This is a genomic window from Aromatoleum evansii, from assembly GCF_012910805.1.
GTDB lineage: Bacteria > Pseudomonadota > Gammaproteobacteria > Burkholderiales > Rhodocyclaceae > Aromatoleum > Aromatoleum evansii.
Genome location: NZ_WTVK01000015.1, coordinates 1 through 18,893 on the forward strand (window position 1 = coordinate 1; position 18,893 = coordinate 18,893).

Here is an 18,893-nt window from a genome sequence, read left to right on the forward strand (position 1 = left end):
ACGAAGCCGTCTAACGTCCGCCCCTTGCTCATCCACCACCTGATCAGTTCGGCACGCCCAACGGTGGTCGCCAGATCAACGGAAGCCTGAAGCTCGGGTAGCGTGAGCGCGAGCGCATGTAATCCACACGTGATCACCAGCGGCTGATCCTGCTCGATCAACGGCGATGCCTCGGCATACATCCCGGGGGCGACCAGATCCACGAAGCCGTCTAACGTCCGCCCCTTGCCCATCCACCACCTGATCAGTTCGGCACGCCCAAAGGTTGTCATCAGATCAACGGAAGCCTGAAGCTCGGGTAGCGTGAGCGCGAGCGCATGTAATCCACGCGTGATCACCAGCGGCTGATCCTGATCGACCAACGGCGATGCGTCGGCATACATCCCGGGGGCGACCAGATCCACGAAACCGTCTAACGTCCGCCCCTTGCTCATCCACCACCTGATCAGTTCGGCACGCCCAACGGTGGTCGCCAGATCAACGGAAGCCTGAAGCTCGGGTAGCGTGAGCGCGAGCGCATGTAATCCACGCGTGATCACCAACGGCTGATCCTGCTCGACCGACGGCGATTCTTCCTGGCACACGTACAACGGCACCAGATCGGCGCCATGAGCCTGCCTACGACCGTTTAGCAGCCACCATCCGGTCAAGGCCATCCCGCCATCATAAGTCGAGAGATCGATGACTGACTTCAGGGATGGAAGCGCCAGCCGGATTACCTCTAGGCCACGCGTCAATGGTATTGGAAGCCCCTCAAAGCCATGATCAGACAGGGATCCGTAGCAAGTCGGTGGCAACATTGGTGGCATGGACGCCTCAACCCGTCCCTGCAGAATCCACCAACACAGCAAATCGGAGCGCCCCTCGGAAGTATCTAAATCAATCTGCCCAACCAATTCGGGGCGAGAAAACGCCAGCGCAAGCAATCCGTTAGAAATAGGTAGCGGTTGATCCTGCTCTAACTGGTTACATTCGAATTGTAGCCATTTCAACTGTGTCTCGGTGAAAGCAGCATCATGAAGCGCCATCAGGGTCGCAACTTCGAGCTCACGGGGAACGCCTCTCGGCAACTGGTCGAACGGGGTGCCAGCCCTGAGCGCCGATACAAGGAGCGTCTCGGAGAAAGGCTCCGTACCGCCGCTCCCCAGTATCCTCTGAATCGCCACACGCGCTGGATAAGCTTGGCACTGCCCGGTGCCCGAGGACTGTCGAGGCACGGGATCCACATGACCCGAAACACCCACAGCTATCACTCAACGAGCTCCTTCAACAATGCTCTCGTGGCCAGTGCCTCGCTCCACCAACTGTGTATGCCAGCTTGGCACGTCTGAAGGAACAGAACCGCCTGCGATTTTTCTGTGCAGCCATGTCATATCCACCAGCGCACAGCCCTGTGCCTTAAGGCGATTGCTTAGCGACATTTCGTTGATGATCGCCTTGGCCTTGGCCTTGAAAAAAGGCAGTGAAGCCACATCGAGAACAAACCTGGAATGCCATTCAACCCCTTGTCCTGTGCCCTCTCCGGTTAGCCAGGAGGTCAGATTGTGGGCATAAGACGGGCTGACATCGCCCCCCGACACGAAGGGAACTGTCGGATCTCCGGAGAAAACTCCCTCCCCACCCTTGACGGTCGTGAGATCGCCAAGCATCACAACTTCGGCCGGAGGAATGAACATATAGGAACTGCGCAACCACGACTGAAAGCGAATGGACCGGAACGCCACCGGTTCGTTGTATACCTCTATATGCCCGAGAGCCACAGCCCGACCGCGATACAGCTCAAGCATCTCCTGCGAGACGAAACGGTGAAAATCCACATAGCCAAAATAGAAAGCCGACGTTACAAAATGAATGTAATCGAACTCCATCAGACGATGCCTGCAATACTCAACGCCTCGCCCCCAGGCGCCGAACTCCCAGTGGTCGTTTGAGGCTCCGAGGATCACCACGCCATCGCCGCGCACTTCCATAACATCCGGCCCCATGGCCGTATCTACAATAACGAACTCCCGATCTACACCAGCAAGGTCTTCTTGCAGTTGGCGACGAATCCTGGCGTCAACATCCCGATACTTCTCCGTTCCGTTTCGCGCAAACAACGTAAGTATTCGCATGCAACAACCTCTCAATTCGACTCAAGCACAAATCATCCGAACCAGTTTCTCGCGCTTCATCCACTGAGTCACATCGGAATTGGCCAGACGCTGCTCGACAGCATCAAGCATCCGTTGCGCGCAGGCTTTCCAGTCGAGCGGTTCTACGCCAACCAGACGCCCCTGCCGCAAGACCCGCGTAACATCGCCTCGAATGACGGAAAACAAAATTTCGCCCAGGGACTCTGCGTCGTCAAATGACATTAAAGTGCCGGGCAAATCAACATGGTCGGCAATCTCTTGCCATAGCGGCAGATCACGCACTATCACAGGTCGCCCATAGGCCAGAGCTTTCACGACCGGCAAGCCGAAGCCTTCATTCCAAGACGGGAACACCACTGCCCTCGCCAAAGCCACCAAGGACTCAATCTGCTCCTCGGGCAAACCGCCACTGGGGAGGAAAGTCACCCCGTCGAGACTCCCGCACTCTGGTCCAATAGCGACGATCGCCAGATCAGGAAAGCGGGCACGAATCCGTTGTACCGTGGGGAAAACATCCTTGTGGTCGTAGTTGTTTCCAAACACCAGCACGTAATTCTCAACTGCCCGGCCGTCAAAGCCATCAACCACATTCTCGGACCGCGCAAAGCTAAGGTAGCTGACCGACTCCATCACACCATCTGCCACCGGGAATCGATGATTGAATTGCATTCGGGAGAACTCGGAAATATAAAAGAGGATATCCAGGTACTCCGCATCAAGACTCCAGATGCGGCCAACATGAGCGGGAGCCCCCAGAACCATGTCCCACATGATGGTGTCGAGTATGTTGCACCCCCCCACGAAACCATGCCGATGCAGATCGGCAAGGATCCCCGAGAAACACAACTGGTTCATGTGAATCACTGCCGCATGGTTTCCGTTGGGCTGCTCCGAAATATTCAGCTTTGGGAAGCGTTCTGACAAACGATGCGCCTTGATGGCGAAATCCTGAGCCCACACATGGATATCCCAGTCAGTCTCCATAGACTGGAATCCCTCAAGAAACCCCAACTGCGCAACAGTCGTTCCACAAAAATGGGCCAGCATCCCCCGACAATCGATCACGATACTGCGCTGCCGACCTACAGGCGGATACGCCGCCACAAGCGATCTCTCCAGGCGATGAACGGGCAATTCGGCATACCATTCAGCCACCGAATCCTTTGACGGAAAGGATTTCGAAAAATAATCCGCGCCATCTCCCCCTGCTTGAGGAAACGTGAACCGGGAAAACACCGTCTCCACAAATGCTGCGTGATCGACCTGGGACAATTCGGGGAAAAGCAAATCACCCTCCGCATCCACTGATACGACAACCCGATTGGCAATCACAGGCCGGAAAGTACGACGCCGGATCGCGCAGAGAAGATGCTTCAAAACGCTCGCCGCTGCTTCGTAGTGCCCCAGCGGCGGCGGGTTGGCCACCACGGAGCTCCGAATCAAGCAGCATGCCACCGGAAATTCGGAAACGATCCAATATTCGGGCAGCGCCGCCAAAGCACGCCGGGTCAAAAGAGCCTTCGACTCGTCCCCCTCTTTAGGCAACAACCAAACCAGATCGGTAGCCGAATCCGCAAAGCGCGGGATCGCAGCACCAAACAAGGCGTCCTTGGCAAGGATCTCATGCAACCCAGCAAGCATGGAGTCGGTAAGCACAACCGGAGCTTGCAAATACAGAAGGTGCGAGCACGAAGCTTCCGCCGCCTCGAAAGCTCGAGTGAAGGCTTCGGCAGCGCTCAAGCCGGTCAGCACCTCCGAGCACGCAGGACGAGCCTCGACGTCGTCCAGTCCATAAATGAACAATTTTCCCCTTGCGCTCAGGGAGACCGTTAGTGCCCTGAAGTAGCTCCCAAGGCTCCCTGCTGGACTGCCCGTGACATCCACAAGTACTGTGGTTTCCAGCTTCATTTCAGCCCTCTTGAGCATAGTTCTCGAAAGATCCACAAACAAAATCTGCAATACCGGTGCCAGCCGGCCCGAGACGTTCGTCGACGACATCGAAAACATCCCTCACGAACACGCTGCGGGGGCGCGTCGCCGCATAGCGTTGCAATTTCGGCAGCACTTCCGCAAATCCATAACTACGACTGAGGCGTTGCACCAATCCAGGATCGCCAATACCACGCCTATTCAACTCGCCAAAGTACTCCGCCATACTTATATATAGATTGAGATACGAGGCAAGATGCCTGCGAGTTGGGACAGAATTGCAAATCGACGTCTTGCTTTGAAAGTAGTTCATCACAACTTTGCTAATCGAAACATAACGCATGCACTCGAGCGCAATTCGTGCGGTAAAGATAATATCCTCATGAAAATACCCTTCCACAAATCGAATTTCGTGCCGATCGAGGAATGACTTTCGGTATAGTTTGTTCCAGGCAATGGCTCCGATCTTGTATTGGGAGAAATAATCAACGCCTTCGATACCGCCTGAAGACTCGAAGTCCCAGGCATGATAAGGCTTTACTTCGCCATCCTCGGAAACTGTCTGTACGCCACAGGCGACAACATCCAAACCACGGGCTCTCGCAACCTCAAGGAGCCCAGCAACTCCACCCGGCTCCAACCAGTCATCCGCATCCACAAAGTAGACGAATTCACCCCTAGACGCATCGATACCAGTATTGCGAGCAGCTCCCAAATTTTTGTTGACTTCATGGGAGATAACCCTGAGAAATGAAAATTGCCGAGCGAACTCATCCAAGACCTCGAGCGTATCATCGTTGGAGCAATCATTGACAATCACGATCTCGAAAGCACTCAGCTTCTGGTTCATGATTGATTCGATCGCACGTCCAACAACCTTCGAGCAATTGTAGGCGGGGATCACAAATGAAACGTCGACATTTTCCATACAATATAATCCGTTAAACTAATTATTATTACCATCTCAACAGTAGAGCCTAGCTTCCTTTACACCGTAGGCCCAATAGTGATGATATGGATCCACGCCAGCCTCATGCACATCACGATTCAACTTCAAATATGTTTCAGCATCAAAACCATTCGGCACATAACTCACAAATGGAGAGTCTCGAAACAATTCAACCTGCTCTAGCATTGACAGACCTCTCTTTACTGCATATCCGCCATATCTTCCATAAATCACGTAATGCCGATACGGATCTAGCATTTTTACTTCTTCACACGACATCATGCCCAGAATCCCGCTCAACTCCACATAATCTTTGGCCGAAAACTTTTCTGGACAAAACTCTCCCCAAGGCGACATATTCCTCCGCAACTCAATTGCACGGCGGATAAAATCTTGTTGGGGAAGCGAGTCGACAACACGCCCCCCTGAGTTCGAAAAAGCGCCGCCGACCGGCAACTGGATCAACCCGTTACACTCGATCTCGTTCATTGCCTTGAGCAACACATCAATGCTCCGCCCCGAAAAACTGCTCGTGGTGAGCGCATCTTGATCAGTCGATGATGCCAAGCGATGCTCGCCTATAAACTCCGCTGACCTCACATTCAAATAGCCAGACAAGTAATCAAACAATCCTGAATGATGAGAATACGCGGTAGCAAAGTGGGCCGGATCAGGCTTGGGGACATCCCCTATCACTCCGGACTCTTCATAAATTAGCGAAAACTTCCGGGCCAAAGCATTAAGGCCGTTGCGATTCAAGCTAATTAGCATGGCATAAAATTCGCCACTCAAGGATACATTCCGCCTTAGCGCTCCCGTCGATTCTGGGACCAAATCGCCATCCGCCCTATCACAAACTCGAAAGAGAGCCTCAACAATATTCCCCTTGACGCGCTTAAAGGAAACCACCCTTATCTCCGGGAACGCTTCGCACCATTCTCTATAGAACCGGAATTGTGGCGAACCAGCAGGCATCGCATATAAAAATTCGTGAAACGATCCGCTGTAGTGTGAGAATTTAATTGCTTCGAGATAAGAGGAAAACACAAACTCGAGAGGATCTCTAATTACTACAATAGGCGTGACATTGAACCGTCTTTTTAACTCCAAAATAAACGGAGACCCGGGATTAGAAAAAACTGAAAGGCTCTCATCGGAAATGACGACATCTACGTTTTTTTCTCTCGCGACCTCGTCAATTCTCGCCAGCAAAGAAAAAGGAGCCGAACAGGCTAGAATCCGCTGACCATTATTGTGACGGACTTCATTGATGGAAAAATACTCCTCACTACCAGGCACAAATTTAAATCCGGGCAGAAGACTATCTTGTTCACAAAAAGGGTAGTAGAGGCTAAAATCCCTCAGCATAAAAGCGAAATTGTGATTCAAATAGTGCTGAAATGAAGTCGTCCCCGTCTTAGGACTTCCGATATGTAGATAAAGCCTAGGTTTCACGAAATAATCCCAAGCATATTACGTCGCTCACATATTGAAGAAGTGGATCATGACGATATTTCACAGCCCCCTAGTAGCTTCGGCCTTCAAAAAAACCGTACTCGAGATAATGGTTTTCTGCAGACACCCCTGCAGCCCTAACATCCGGATTTAGGTTCAGGTATTTTTCTGAATCAAACCCATTGGGAATACGAACCATTTCGTACAATTCGATCGGAACCCCGTTGCGCAATACCTTCGCTGCCTTTAGGGGAAAATCGCATGGCCGGACCCTTTCAAGAAATTCATTTTCACGCTCCACAGGAATCATAAAGAAGTCGTAATATATTGAGTCAACCGCCAACTTCCAGACATCCCGACTTACGAGCGGGTTCAGAAAAATGTCATAAATTCGATACCCTAAAGCCACCGAATAATCGTATAGGGTAAATTCATCGTTACCGTACGCGCTGTAACTTCCGCGACCATATTCAACCGAGACTATTGGGCGATATCTTTCAAGTACGCCTCCAGCACCTTTCAGCACCTCCATCTCTGCGCCCTCGACATCAATCTTTATGAACGACAGGGATGGCAAATCCTCGATAAATGTATCCAACTTTGTTGTTTCAACGAGAATCTGAATCGGGCGAGCATTCTGCGGATCTTGGAAAATTCGATTACGCAGACCGCTCTCCTGCGGCGAACCTTCCGCATAGGTAAACCATGAGGATCCTATATCATTGCAAAGTGCAAGATTCTTGATCCACACATTTGATATGCAAAAGTTGTTTTTCAGATAATCGAACTGAAGCGGAAGAGGTTCGAAGCCCATCACCTTACCCGCAACACCGACGCATTCAACAAATTTACTCAGGTGCCGGCCATGGTGAGCCCCAACATCGACAACCGTATCCCCCGGCCTAACCCACTTTGTATAGCAGTTTTCGAGGAGCGCCTCGTAGTCAATACTTAAAAGCCCCCTGAGCTTTAGATCGCGAAGCAACCACATAGGAAAATACATAGTGCTCATGTTCTAGTAGACTCCGATTAATAATAAATAAAGAACTATTCTTGCCCCAAAGCTGCATCAAGACATTCGGCGCCAGCATCCGACAAGCGCATACCCGTCTTATTTCCACCGAGTTTGCTCAGCATGACAAGAGTCCGCTCTATCCAAGTGCACCCTGCAACGAGATCAGCAACCTTCTCGGCCGAGTATCTACCGCCGTTCAGTAGGTCGTTAATCACGGCAGCAAATTCGGAAACATCGAGTCCTGTCCTGAGCCCTGCACAATGGGTGTGCGTAAAGTCCAATGGGGTAGCAGCTATAGGCAATCCGGCCGCCAAGTATTCGTAGTACTTCATCGGGAACATGCCGCGGGTGTAGTCGTTGATCAACGAGGGCAACAACCCTACCCGCACCCCGCGCAGGTAGTCCGGCAGCTCGGCATAGGGTTTGTAGCCCAAAAAGTGCACGTTGGGCAGCCTTGCCAATTCGGCCATGAGCGGGCTTTTCTGGCCTTCTCGCTCTTCGCCGATGAAGACCCAACTCCATTCGGGCTTCATGCGTGCCACATCGATCAGGAGCTGGAAGTCGATCTTGAAATCCGACAGCACGCCGTGGTAGCAGAGCCGCGGCTCGGGAATGCCGGCGAGGTCTTCCGGAATGGGGCCGGGCTCCAGCGCACGGCCGAAATGTTCCGCATCGACCACATTGGGCAAGAAATGCGTGTTCGCGTTGTGTTGGCGACAATGCTCGGCAAGGGATGGCGACGTCGCAAAGACAACGTCGGCACGTTGCAGCAGTATCCGCTCGGCAGCGCGGAAGGCTTCGGCATCCATGCCGGGCACAGCGGCCAGATCATCGACACAGTGGTAAAGCAGGGCACCGGTATCCATCCCCTCGATCGCGTCGAGCATGAAAGGATGGTAGGTCCAGACCAAGGGCTTCCGGAAATGCTGTTGCCCGGCAGTACGGGCAATGGAAGCCCTGAGCAGCCAACGGTTGAGCGAACGGGTGAACGGATGGCGATGGCCGGCCGGGACGAGTAGCGGTGACAGGACGAAGATGCCTGGCGAACGTTCGACCGCACCGGAGATCAGTGACGACAGCCCTTTGCACAAGCGCTTCCACAGTCGCCCCCAGTCTTTCGCGCTTCCCGCCTTGGGGCTGCGCAGGCCGACGCTTTCCACATAGAGCACCTGGGCGCCAAGCTCAGCCAGTGATTTCGCACAGTGCTGTTTATTGGTCCAGTAAGGTTCATCCCAATCTGCCGTAGCGAACAGGATACAGCTCTGCGGAACAATGATTTCGCGTTCAGCCATGGAAGGCCTCGCATGGCTCGCCATACAAAGCAGAAGCAATGCGCATGGAGGCGCAGCCGTCGCCATAGGGATTGGCAAGCGCGCGCAGGGCCGTGCGTCGGTCCGCATCATTGAGCCAGGCATACACCGCGGTCTCGATGTCAGCCGGATCCTGCCCTGCGAGCGTAGCAAAACCCGCCATTATCCCCTCGATACGTTCGGTGTGCTGGCGCATGACCACCACCGGCGTGCCGAAACTGGGTGCTTCTTCCTGGATGCCGCCGGAGTCACTCAGCACCAGGATGGCGCGGCTGATTAGATAGAGGCTGCAGTGGTAGTCCACTGGCTCGGTCAGCAGCAGATTCGGCAGCCTGGCCAGCAGGTGGTGAACCGGTTCGCGCACTGCCGGATTGAGATGTACCGGGAAAATCCACTGAATGTCGGGATACTGCACGCACAGGCGCACGAGCATGTGGCAAAAGGCCTCGAGCACGCTGCCGAAGTTCTCCCTGCGATGACAGGTGACCAGCACCGCCGGACCGGCCCCCAGCCGCTGCCGGATTTCCGCAGGCAAGCCCGCCGGAACACCACTTGGCCAAGCGGATCGCGCCTGCGCTATGGCATCGACAACGGTATTGCCGGTGACACGAATGCTGTCCTCCGGGATCCCTTCGCCGCGCAGGGCCGCAGCCGCCAGTTGCGTCGGCGCGAAATGAAGCGTGGCGATGCGTGCGAGCAGGCTGCGATTGGCTTCTTCAGGGAAAGGGCTGGCCAGATCACCGGTGCGCAACCCGGCTTCGACATGGCCGACCCTGATCTGCCTTTGAAAGGCGGCAAGGCCGGCGCAAAAAGCCGTGGTGGTGTCGCCTTGTACCAGCACCCAGTCCGGCTGCTCCTGTTCCAGCACGCCATCCAGCCCTTCCATCAAGCGGGCGGCAAGAACGTTCAGCGAGCGCCCCGGGGACATCGTTTCCAGCATGATGTCCGGCTGCAAACCAAGAGCATCGAGCGTCTGTTGCAACATTTCACGGTGTTGGCCGCTCGCGCAGACTCGCACCTCGGCCCGTCGCTGCAGCGCAACTATGACCGGCGCCAGTTTGATGACTTCGGGACGCGTGCCAAGAGCGACAAGAACCCTCATGCCAGCCTAGTCCCACAGGCGAGCGGCTGGACAGCATTCCGGAATTCGACGCCAAAGGCCAAGCCCTTGGGAGCGTCCGCCGCATGGCAAAGCAGGCCCGAGGCGTCTTCAGCGATCCTGATTGCTGCCCGCGAGCGCAGGAAATCCATGGCCTGAGTTTCATCCATAAATAGTGGACTGGTTGCACGGGAACGGATGTGCTGTATCAAACGCATGTGCGCCTCGATACGCTGATCTTCGTCGGACCAGCCATACTGATAGCGTGTGGAGAAGGGATGATCGAGATAGCCGAAGAGCGTGCGCGTTTCGAAAGCGCGGTCGTAAGCCGCTTTGAAGATGCGCAACGGATCGCCCTCGACGAGCATGCAGTCGCCATGCAACATGGTCTGCTGGCTGTGGCCGATGAAACCACGTGGCAGACCCGCCAGTTCGCCGCCACGTGCGAGCAGAAACTCGGGGTCATTGCGGATGATGCCGCCGATGCACCCCCGATAATCGGCATCGCACAGGCCGGCAAGCGCATAGGGTGGAGACTGGTGGAACGGAGAAACCGCATAGACCACCGACACCCCAGTGGCAGCCATGATCCGCGCACGCGACTCCCGCCCCTCCGTCAGCGCAGCCTCATAGCTGCCACCCCAATTGGGCGCATGAGTCGCAGTGTGGGAAAGCAAAGCCCCCCCCGCTTCAGCAAACCCGCGCACAAAGGCGTAATGCGTATCGTCATGCAGATTGCTGCTGTGAATGGCCAGAGACAGCGGCACGTTCATCTGGCGGTAGGCGTCCCACAAGGGCCGGGCAGAGGTGATGTCCTCGTCGCAATCGAGACGCATCGTGATGGCGCTATCGTACCCCCAGGGGATCTCACTGATCACCGGACAACAGGGTTGCGTGTCACTGCGCCAGTTGCTCAGGAAGCGTTCCACCAGGCGCCATTCGAAGGAGTCGAGCGGACCTACCGGGCGATTGAACCACAGCACCGAGGACGCTCCCACTTCAAACAAGGCACAATAGGTCAGCCGGGCCTCGCCATCGATGACCAGATCGGCCAATCCGCAATCATCCGGTGCCTGCAAGGGCTCGGCCAGCGCCCAAAGGCCGCCATCCGCACGAATCGCACCATAGGCCAGGTTGTTCCATTCGTCGGCGAAGTCGAAGCGTTCCAGCGCCCGCTCCCAGCCCGCTGCAGCGAAAGCCGAAGCCTTCGGGCGATAGACGATGCGCCCTGCGCTCTCGGCGCAGCCGCCAACCGGCGCCGGCGCACTGCGCGCCCAGCCTCCGGGCGACGCAGGCCATTCGACGGCTTTGACGTCTAACGGCACACGCAGGGAGGAAGGAAGGCGGCCGAACACGATCGACTTGCGAGGCTGCTCGCGGAGCCAGCGCCAAAGTTGTTCGCCCCGCGCTTCATCCGGGTGAATGCAGACAGCGATCGCGGCCTCCGACAAACCGGCAGACACCGCCGGGGTAACTAGGCCATGGCTGACGGAGCGACGGAGCGCGGCAATGACGAGACCCGACGCTTCTGCACCCGGCCGGGCGGCAACAACGTGGATCATGCCGTCACCACATGCCGGAACTTGGCACGATGGCCGACACGCACGAAGGCCTCATGACCGACGAACTCCACGATGAGCGCACCAGGCCAGTAGCCCTCGATCTTCGCAGCGATCTGCGCCGGATTGGCATGTGGCTCGGGCACGATGCGTAGCACGGGTTTCTCTCCGCGCACGTCGATCTGGAATTCCTGGATGCCCCCCACGCGATGGTCCAGCATGTCCTGGATGGTGTGGGTGGGATACGCGACGCCGGAGAGGTAGACGATGTCGTGAATGCGGCCGACGATGTCGGTGAGATAGAAGCCGTCCTCGCGTTGCTCAACACGCGCCAGATCCCCGGTGGCGTAACGTATGAGCGGCATGAGGCGATTGCGGAAACCGGTGAGCACCAACTCGTGCTCGCGATTGTCCAGCTCACGACTCTCGGGCCAGCCTTCGGAATCCAGCACCTGCAAGCCTTTCTCGGCACCATCCAGTTCGTAGGCCATCACCCCCAGTTCAGCCAGACCATAACGATCGACGACGCGACAGCGCAGGGCGCGAGCGATTTGCTCTCGCTGGTAGGGCTCCAGCAATTCACCGCTGGACTCGAAAACATCGAACGTCTTCGCGCTGCCGTGCTGCCGCTCGATGTAGCAAGCCAGCGCGTAGATCGTGGAAGGATGCGCATGCACCATGTAGGGCTTGCGGCGCTTCAGCATTTCCCAGATCTCGGCCAGGCCGATGTCGTCCAGACGATCGAAGAAGATATTGCTGCGGTTCATCGCGAAGCACTTAAGATCTTCACGCGACGGCCAGCCTGGATCACCCGTGTCTGGAAAACGGCAGGCGAAATGCAGCTCGGAGCGCCACTTATAATTGCCGGCCCGTTCGCGTGCATATAGTGTGACGGCGGACGAATAATCTGCCCCGGGCTGGTCGTAGGCAATATGACAAGCAAGACCGGTTGATCCACCTGTCTTGCACATATGATACCGAAGGCCTTCCAATGGCTGGGAGTACATGCGCTCGCCCTGCTCGCGCATGATTTCCTTCGTGAGATACGGCAGGTCGTTGAGATAGCGAATATCTTTCTCGATCGACTCCGGATTGAACCGCGTCTGAGCAAAAAGATCGCGGTAATACGGCACCTCACGCCCTGCAAAGCTCAAGGTTTCCAAGAGCCGGTTTCTGACTTTCGCCAAGCGTAACTCGAACGGTTGGCGGTAATGTTGGCGTAGTTCGCGGAGCTTAGAGCGCACGTCCCGCTGCTCGCGACGCTCCGCAATCGGATAGGCGATGACAGCACTGGCGAGACCTTTCATCAAACGGAAAGGCTGCAGGGAAAAGAGCTTCTCGGAGGCCAGCAAGGCCGGATGATTGGCGGAAATTCTCATATCAAGCCGCGGCCGCAACGTCCGATGCAACGGGGGCGAGCTTCTCGTCACTCAGAATCACGCCGTGTTCGAGATGAATCTTGCGATTACAAACTTTGGAAATCAGTTTCGGATTGTGAGACGCCAAAACAAGAATGGCTGCTCGGCTAACCAGCCTATCGAGCCTGGCCTGAGCCTTCTCGCTGAACTCGGTATCCCCTACACTGAGCCATTCATCCATGACCAGAATGTCAGCTTCCACGCTGGTGGAAATCGCGAACGCCAACCGCAGCAACATCCCACTAGAATACGTCCGAACAGGCAGATTGAGGTAATCCCCCAAACCAGTGAAGTCTGCAATCTCGTCAGTCTTGGCGCGAATCGCCGCAGGGAGCAGCCCATCCATGATGCCGCGGAGATAGATATTCTCGAAGCCGGTGGCATCGGGGTCCATGCCCATCGAGACATCCAGCAGGGAGGCCACACGACCAGTTATGCCCAGCCGCCCGCGCACTGGGCCATAGACGCCTGAGAGCACGCGCAATAATGTGGTCTTGCCCGAACCATTGTGCCCCACCAACCCGACGCGATCTCCTTCCCGGATATCCAGATCGATTTCATTGAGCGCCCGTACCACCGGATGCCGACTTGCGTCCACGCCGATTCGGCCGCCAGTCGACAAATTCATGACAACATTCTTCAGGGAACGATGCGAGTTCTCGTAAATGGGGAACTCCACGCACAACTTTTCAGCATTGATATGTGCAGTCATGTCACAACCAGTAAGCAACGCGCTCGCGGAACCGAGCCATCAGGTAGTGCGCGGCGGAAAAACCAACAATCAACAAAGCCACCGACCACACCCAGGATTCAAGGGCAACCGGGACCCCAAGAATGGGGCCGCGAACGATCTCAATCAGGTGATTGAAAGGGTTGATGTCAGCAACCCACGCTCTGTCTTTCAAATCTTCGGCACGCCAGAAGACCGGGGTCAGGAAAAACCCAACCTGAAAGAGGTTACCGATAATCGGAGCGACATCACGGTAACGAGCACACAGGACGCCGAACACGATACCGGACCAAACTGCATTAAGCGTCAAAACCAACAGACCGGGAATGAGTAGAATCGCCTCCAGCGTGAGCGCGTGCCCAAAGAAAATCATCAGCAGCACTACGACCGGCAAACTGTGCAAGAGGATGATGAAATTTCGCCAGACCATGCGTAGGACGTGCGTGGTTAATGGCATACGAACTTGCTTAATGATATGTCCCGCTCCAATCATCACGTTGCAGCCTTCGTTTGCCGCCGTGCTGATGAACTGCCAAATCACCAGTCCAATTCCGACGTACGGCAGATAGTCAGAAATCTCTTGCCCAAGCAATTGAGAATAGAGAAACCCAAGAACCCCCACCATAATCAGGGTGGTCAGCGTAAACCAGAAAGGACCCAATACCGAGCGACGATAGCGCTGGCGGATATCGTGCCAACCGAGCGCCAGCCAGACATGCATGGCGCGCATACCAGTGATAATGTCATTGCGCCCAGTATGGTTCCGCCACCTTACAAAAAGTCGGCTCTTGTCGTTGCTGATCATGGAACCTAAAGGGGGCACTGTTTGAAAATCGTTTGATGCCATTGAGAAGCGAATTCATCCATAGTTATTTTGAAAGAGAACGATACCATCCTCGGCGCAGCATTAACTGCGCAGCCCCTCGACCATCGCGCGATCGAGACTGCAATAACCCGTGACCAGCGTTCGCTACGTTCCGGGTAAGTTTGGGGCACGGCCGTAGGTATCCTCGAAACGAACGATGTCATCCTCACCAAGATAGCTCCCCGACTGCACCTCGATAATCTCGAGCGGCACCTTGCCGGGGTTCGCGAGGCGGTGCACATGGCCGAGGGGGATGTAGGTCGATTCGTTTTCCGACAGGAGGAACACCTTTTCGCCGTTAGTGACTTCGGCGGTACCCTTGACGACGATCCAGTGCTCGGCTCGGTGGTGGTGCATCTGCAGGCTGAGCTTGGCGCCGGGGTTCACAACGATGCGCTTGACTTGGAAGCGGTCGCCGCAGTCGATCGAGTCGTACCAACCCCAAGGGCGATAGATCTTACGGTGCGAGTCGGCGAGCGTGCGCCCTTCGGCCTTCAGGCGAGTGACAACTTTCTTAACATCCTGAGTTCGAGACTTATCGGCAACCAAGACCGCGTCGGCGGTCTCCACCACGATAACGTCCTTCAGGCCGACACCGGCAACAAGACGCCCCCCACCGTACAGCAGGCTGCCCTCGCACCCTTCGGCGATCGTTTCGCCGAAATGCGCATTTCCGCTTGCATCCTTCTCCATCACATCCCAAAGGGCGTCCCATGCACCGACGTCCGACCAGCCGGCGGACATGGGGATAACCACGCCCTCGATGCCGAGAGCACTCTGACTCGCAAGTTTTTCCATCACCGCATAGTCGATCGAGTCCGAGGGACATGCCACAAAAGAGCTCGATTCGATACGCAGGAAGTCGACGTCCTCGGTCGCTGCACCGTAGGCGTCGGCACAAGCATCGTACATCGAAGGATTCAACGCCTTCAGCGCCCTTAGCCAAATACTTGCGCGCATCATGAACAGGCCGCTATTCCAGAGATACTCACCCGAAGCAACGTACTCCATTGCGCGGTCCAAATTCGGCTTCTCGACGAAGGCGACGAGTTTGAGGGCACCGTCGTCACGACGAACACCGATACGGATGTAGCCATACCCCGTTTCGGGGCGAACCGGGACGATTCCGAAGGTGACGATCGCACCATTCGTCGCCGCGGGAAGGCCACTTGCGACGGCAGACTGGAAAGCATCGCGATCGGTGACAACGTGATCGGCCGGCATCACGAGCAGGATCGGATCCTCAGCTTCGGTTCTGGACGCGGCAAGCGCCGCGAGGGTCAGCGCTGGCGCAGTGTTTCGCCCTACGGGCTCAAGAACAATCCGAGGGTCCGAAACCCCCACCGAACGGAGCTGCTCAGCCGCCATGAAGCGATGTTCGCTATTACACACCACGATGACTGGGCCGCCCCCCCGCCCCTGCATGAATCCCTCAAGACGCAGCGCGGTCTCCTGCAGCATCGTACGTTCGCCATTAAGGGCGAGAAGCTGCTTGGGTTGCATTTCGCGGGACAACGGCCAAAGCCGCGTTCCCGAACCACCAGAGAGAATCACAGGAGTTATCATGTTCAACCGCGCGTGTATTTGAGTTAGACTAGATACGCAATGCCTTTGGCATTAGCATCCCTCAGGGAGCACCCCGCAAGGGCAACCCACAATGAGCGAGCACTTGCACGCCCCTATCGGGTAGCAAAAACCAAACATTATCGCACCGCGACAGGTGAGCTACTACTGGACCAAAGTAATAGAAAATTACATATGACAGAAAAGTAGCTGTAACACCTGCCTACGAAGCCCCCTTCACGGACGTCGTTGCCGGCACAAACCCTGTCCAGACGTTGAGTTCCGCTGTATCGGCATAGATTGCCGGCACTAACAACCATCCCGACAGGACTAGCAAAATAATCACGCATCACGGAAACAACTCCGCGACCGATAGCGACTGGGCGTCTGCATCTTTTGCTGCCAGTTTGGGCACACCATCGATCGGCCAATCGATCTGCAGGGCCGGGTCGTTCCAAAGCAAGCTGCGCTCGTGCTCCGGAGCGTAATAGTCCGTTGTCTTGTAGAGGAATTCGGCGGTCTCGCTCAACACCAGAAACCCGTGCGCGAATCCCTCCGGCACCCAGAGCTGACGCTTGTTTTCCGCACTTATGCGAACTCCGACCCACTGACCAAAGGTATTCGAGCTTCTGCGCAGATCGACCGCGACATCGAAGACCTCGCCCTGAACCACCCTTACGAGCTTTCCTTGCGGCTTCTGGATCTGGTAATGGAGGCCACGCAGGACGTTTCTGGAGGACTTCGAATGGTTGTCCTGCACGAAATCGCGCCTCAGTCCCGTTGCCAGCTCAAACACTTTGGCATTGAAGCTTTCAAAGAAAAAACCACGATCATCGCCAAATACTTTAGGTTCGATCAAGAGCACGTCTGGGATTCTTGTCGGGACGACGTTCATCAGTACACGGTTTCCTTGAGGATAGACATCAAGTATCGGCCGTAGCCGTTCTTGCATAGAGGTCGCGCAAGCGCCTCGAGTGCGCCCGCATCGATCCAGCCAAGGCGATAGGCAATTTCTTCCGGACAAGCCACCTTCAGCCCTTGGCGCTTTTCGATGGTCTGTATGAACAGGCTGGCGTCGAGCAGGGATTCATGCGTACCGGTGTCGAGCCACGCATAGCCGCGCCCCATGATTTCCACGCTGAGACGGCCTTGCTCTAGGTAAAGACGGTTCAGGTCGGTGATCTCGAGTTCGCCACGCGGCGATGGCTTGAGGCTCTTCGCCAGCTCGACGACCTGTTCGTCGTAGAAGTACAGACCGGTGACGGCGTAGTTCGACTTGGGCTTTGCGGGCTTTTCCTCGATCGAGAGGACCTTGCCGCCGGAGTCGAATTCGGCCACGCCGTAGCGTTCCGGGTCGTGCACGTGGTAGGCGAAGACGCTCGCGCCATTGCGCCGCTCCATCGCGTTGGCAAGCAACCCGGCGAAGTCGTGCCCGTAAAAGATGTTATCGCCCAGAACCAATGCGGACGGATCCTGCCCAATGAAACCCTTCCCGATAATGAAGGCTTGGGCGAGACCATCGGGTGACGGCTGCACCGCATACTGCAGGTTCAGCCCCCAGCGCGAACCGTCGCCGAGCAGGTGTTCAAAACGGGGGGTGTCCTGGGGTGTCGAGATGATCAGGATGTCACGCATCCCCGCAAGCATCAGGGTGCTGAGCGGATAGTAGATCATCGGCTTGTCGAAGACCGGCAGGAGTTGCTTGCTGATCGCCAAGGTGGCGGGATGAAGCCGGGTGCCGGATCCGCCGGCGAGAATGATGCCCTTGCGCGTCATTGGCGCTCCTCGTAGTTCTTGCTGATCCATTCCCGGTATGCACCGCTCTGGACATTCGCGACCCACTGGGGATTGGCGAGGTACCACTGGACAGTCTTGCGGATACCCGTCTCGAAGGTTTCCGCAGGTTTCCAGCCGAGTTCGCGCTCGAGCTTGCGTGCGTCGATGGCGTACCTGCGGTCGTGACCGGGGCGGTCGGTGACGTGCGTGACCAAGCGGCGATAGCTGCCTGCAAGGTCCGACTTAATCTCATCGAGCAGCGAACAGATGGTGTGGACGATCTCGATATTCGGCTTCTCGTTCCAGCCACCGACGTTATAGGTCTCCCCGAGGCGCCCCGCCTCCAACACTCGCCGTATAGCGCTACAGTGATCCTTGACATACAGCCAGTCGCGGATCTGCATGCCATCGCCGTATACGGGGAGCGGCTTGCCGGCCAGGGCATTGGTGATCATCAGCGGAATGAGCTTTTCCGGGAAGTGATATGGGCCGTAATTGTTCGAGCAGTTCGTGGTGAGGACCGGCAATCCGTAGGTGTGATACCAGGCACGGACGAGGTGGTCGCTGGCCGCCTTGCTCGCCGAATAGGGGCTGTTCGGCTCGAATGGATGCGCCTCGGTGAAGGCTGGATCGCCGGGACGAAGGCTTCCGTAGACCTCATCCGTGCTAACGTGCAGAAATCGGAAAGCCGCTTTGTGTTCCGCTGCCAGGTTGCTCCAGTACAGTCGCGCGGCCTCGAGCAGAGCGAAGGTACCGTCGATGTTCGTACGGATGAAGTCGGCCGGACCATGGATCGAACGGTCGACGTGGCTTTCAGCCGCAAAGTGAACGATCGCGCGCGGCCGATGTTCTTCAAGCAGACTTTCGACGAGCCCTCGGTCGCAGATATCACCGCGCACGAAGATGTGCCTGGGATCGCCGGACAGCACAGAGAGGGTCTCAAGATTGCCGGCGTAGGTGAGCTTGTCGAGATTAACCACGGGCTCGCCTACCAACGAAATCCAGTCGAGCACAAAGTTGGCACCGATGAATCCGGCACCCCCCGTTACGAGAATCATTCTTTATCCCTGCGAAGACTGAAGCTAGATGG

At 56.2% G+C, this 18,893-nt stretch carries 16 protein-coding genes; all 16 read right to left on the reverse strand.

The window, feature by feature from the left end:
* A partial coding sequence (locus GO615_RS09430; RefSeq protein WP_169127288.1) for a hypothetical protein occupies positions 1–1,028 on the reverse strand: 1,028 nt, incomplete at its 3' end.
* A 225-nt stretch (positions 1,029–1,253) separates the two neighbouring features.
* Entirely contained in the window at positions 1,254–2,114 is an 861-nt protein-coding gene (locus GO615_RS09435) for a hypothetical protein (protein ID WP_169127290.1), read from the reverse strand.
* A 21-nt stretch (positions 2,115–2,135) separates the two neighbouring features.
* Entirely contained in the window at positions 2,136–4,043 is a 1,908-nt protein-coding gene (locus GO615_RS09440; protein WP_169127292.1) for a glycosyltransferase, read from the reverse strand.
* A gap of 1 nt (position 4,044) precedes the next feature.
* Complete coding sequence (locus GO615_RS09445; protein ID WP_169127293.1) at positions 4,045–4,992, reverse strand: glycosyltransferase family 2 protein; 948 nt, start codon at positions 4,990–4,992, stop codon at positions 4,045–4,047.
* A 36-nt stretch (positions 4,993–5,028) separates the two neighbouring features.
* Positions 5,029–6,468, reverse strand: coding sequence for a hypothetical protein (locus tag GO615_RS09450; RefSeq protein ID WP_169127294.1), 1,440 nt, complete (start codon positions 6,466–6,468; stop codon positions 5,029–5,031).
* A 70-nt stretch (positions 6,469–6,538) separates the two neighbouring features.
* On the reverse strand, positions 6,539–7,480 hold the full coding sequence (locus GO615_RS09455; protein ID WP_211167024.1) for an FkbM family methyltransferase: 942 nt from the start codon (positions 7,478–7,480) through the stop codon (positions 6,539–6,541).
* A 35-nt stretch (positions 7,481–7,515) separates the two neighbouring features.
* Positions 7,516–8,775, reverse strand: a complete 1,260-nt coding sequence (locus tag GO615_RS09460; RefSeq protein ID WP_169127295.1) for a glycosyltransferase — start codon at positions 8,773–8,775, stop codon at positions 7,516–7,518.
* Complete coding sequence (gene wecB / locus GO615_RS09465; RefSeq protein ID WP_169127297.1) at positions 8,768–9,895, reverse strand: non-hydrolyzing UDP-N-acetylglucosamine 2-epimerase; 1,128 nt, start codon at positions 9,893–9,895, stop codon at positions 8,768–8,770. Before wecB ends, GO615_RS09460 begins: the two co-directional genes overlap by 8 nt.
* Positions 9,892–11,454, reverse strand: coding sequence for a polysaccharide deacetylase family protein (locus GO615_RS09470; protein ID WP_169127298.1), 1,563 nt, complete (start codon positions 11,452–11,454; stop codon positions 9,892–9,894). The genes wecB and GO615_RS09470 overlap by 4 nt, the downstream gene beginning before the upstream one ends.
* Positions 11,451–12,830, reverse strand: coding sequence for a phenylacetate--CoA ligase family protein (locus GO615_RS09475; RefSeq protein WP_211167025.1), 1,380 nt, complete (start codon positions 12,828–12,830; stop codon positions 11,451–11,453). The genes GO615_RS09470 and GO615_RS09475 overlap by 4 nt, the downstream gene beginning before the upstream one ends.
* Before the next feature lies 1 nt (position 12,831).
* Entirely contained in the window at positions 12,832–13,581 is a 750-nt protein-coding gene (locus GO615_RS09480; RefSeq protein ID WP_169127299.1) for an ABC transporter ATP-binding protein, read from the reverse strand.
* Between the two features lies 1 nt (position 13,582).
* Positions 13,583–14,404, reverse strand: coding sequence for an ABC transporter permease (locus GO615_RS09485; protein ID WP_211167026.1), 822 nt, complete (start codon positions 14,402–14,404; stop codon positions 13,583–13,585).
* A gap of 165 nt (positions 14,405–14,569) precedes the next feature.
* Positions 14,570–16,030 carry a mannose-1-phosphate guanylyltransferase/mannose-6-phosphate isomerase gene (locus GO615_RS09490; RefSeq protein ID WP_169127300.1) on the reverse strand — a complete coding sequence of 487 codons (1,461 nt, stop codon included), beginning with the start codon at positions 16,028–16,030 and terminating at the stop codon, positions 14,570–14,572.
* Positions 16,031–16,376: 346 nt separating this feature from the next.
* Positions 16,377–16,922, reverse strand: a complete 546-nt coding sequence (gene rfbC, locus GO615_RS09495) for a dTDP-4-dehydrorhamnose 3,5-epimerase (RefSeq protein ID WP_169127301.1) — start codon at positions 16,920–16,922, stop codon at positions 16,377–16,379.
* Positions 16,922–17,803: a glucose-1-phosphate thymidylyltransferase RfbA gene (rfbA, locus tag GO615_RS09500; protein ID WP_169127302.1), complete on the reverse strand. Its 882-nt coding sequence runs from the start codon at positions 17,801–17,803 to the stop codon at positions 16,922–16,924. Before rfbA ends, rfbC begins: the two co-directional genes overlap by 1 nt.
* Complete coding sequence (gene rfbB, locus GO615_RS09505; RefSeq protein WP_169127303.1) at positions 17,800–18,861, reverse strand: dTDP-glucose 4,6-dehydratase; 1,062 nt, start codon at positions 18,859–18,861, stop codon at positions 17,800–17,802. The genes rfbA and rfbB overlap by 4 nt, the downstream gene beginning before the upstream one ends.
* Between the last annotated feature and the right edge of the window lie 32 nt (positions 18,862–18,893).

Excerpts from the sequence above, each read along its gene's own strand:
- GO615_RS09435 (WP_169127290.1), bottom strand. The coding sequence starts at position 2,114 with ATGCGAATACTTACGTTGTTTGCGCGAAACGGAACGGAGAAGTATCGG.
- GO615_RS09440 (WP_169127292.1), bottom strand. The coding sequence starts at position 4,043 with ATGAAGCTGGAAACCACAGTACTTGTGGATGTCACGGGCAGTCCAGCA.
- GO615_RS09445 (WP_169127293.1), bottom strand. The coding sequence starts at position 4,992 with ATGGAAAATGTCGACGTTTCATTTGTGATCCCCGCCTACAATTGCTCG.
- GO615_RS09455 (WP_211167024.1), bottom strand. The coding sequence starts at position 7,480 with ATGAGCACTATGTATTTTCCTATGTGGTTGCTTCGCGATCTAAAGCTC.
- GO615_RS09460 (WP_169127295.1), bottom strand. The coding sequence starts at position 8,775 with ATGGCTGAACGCGAAATCATTGTTCCGCAGAGCTGTATCCTGTTCGCT.
- wecB (WP_169127297.1), bottom strand. The coding sequence starts at position 9,895 with ATGAGGGTTCTTGTCGCTCTTGGCACGCGTCCCGAAGTCATCAAACTG.
- GO615_RS09470 (WP_169127298.1), bottom strand. The coding sequence starts at position 11,454 with ATGATCCACGTTGTTGCCGCCCGGCCGGGTGCAGAAGCGTCGGGTCTC.
- GO615_RS09475 (WP_211167025.1), bottom strand. The coding sequence starts at position 12,830 with ATGAGAATTTCCGCCAATCATCCGGCCTTGCTGGCCTCCGAGAAGCTC.
- GO615_RS09480 (WP_169127299.1), bottom strand. The coding sequence starts at position 13,581 with ATGACTGCACATATCAATGCTGAAAAGTTGTGCGTGGAGTTCCCCATT.
- GO615_RS09485 (WP_211167026.1), bottom strand. The coding sequence starts at position 14,404 with ATGATCAGCAACGACAAGAGCCGACTTTTTGTAAGGTGGCGGAACCAT.
- GO615_RS09490 (WP_169127300.1), bottom strand. The coding sequence starts at position 16,030 with ATGATAACTCCTGTGATTCTCTCTGGTGGTTCGGGAACGCGGCTTTGG.
- rfbC (WP_169127301.1), bottom strand. The coding sequence starts at position 16,922 with ATGAACGTCGTCCCGACAAGAATCCCAGACGTGCTCTTGATCGAACCT.
- rfbA (WP_169127302.1), bottom strand. The coding sequence starts at position 17,803 with ATGACGCGCAAGGGCATCATTCTCGCCGGCGGATCCGGCACCCGGCTT.
- rfbB (WP_169127303.1), bottom strand. The coding sequence starts at position 18,861 with ATGATTCTCGTAACGGGGGGTGCCGGATTCATCGGTGCCAACTTTGTG.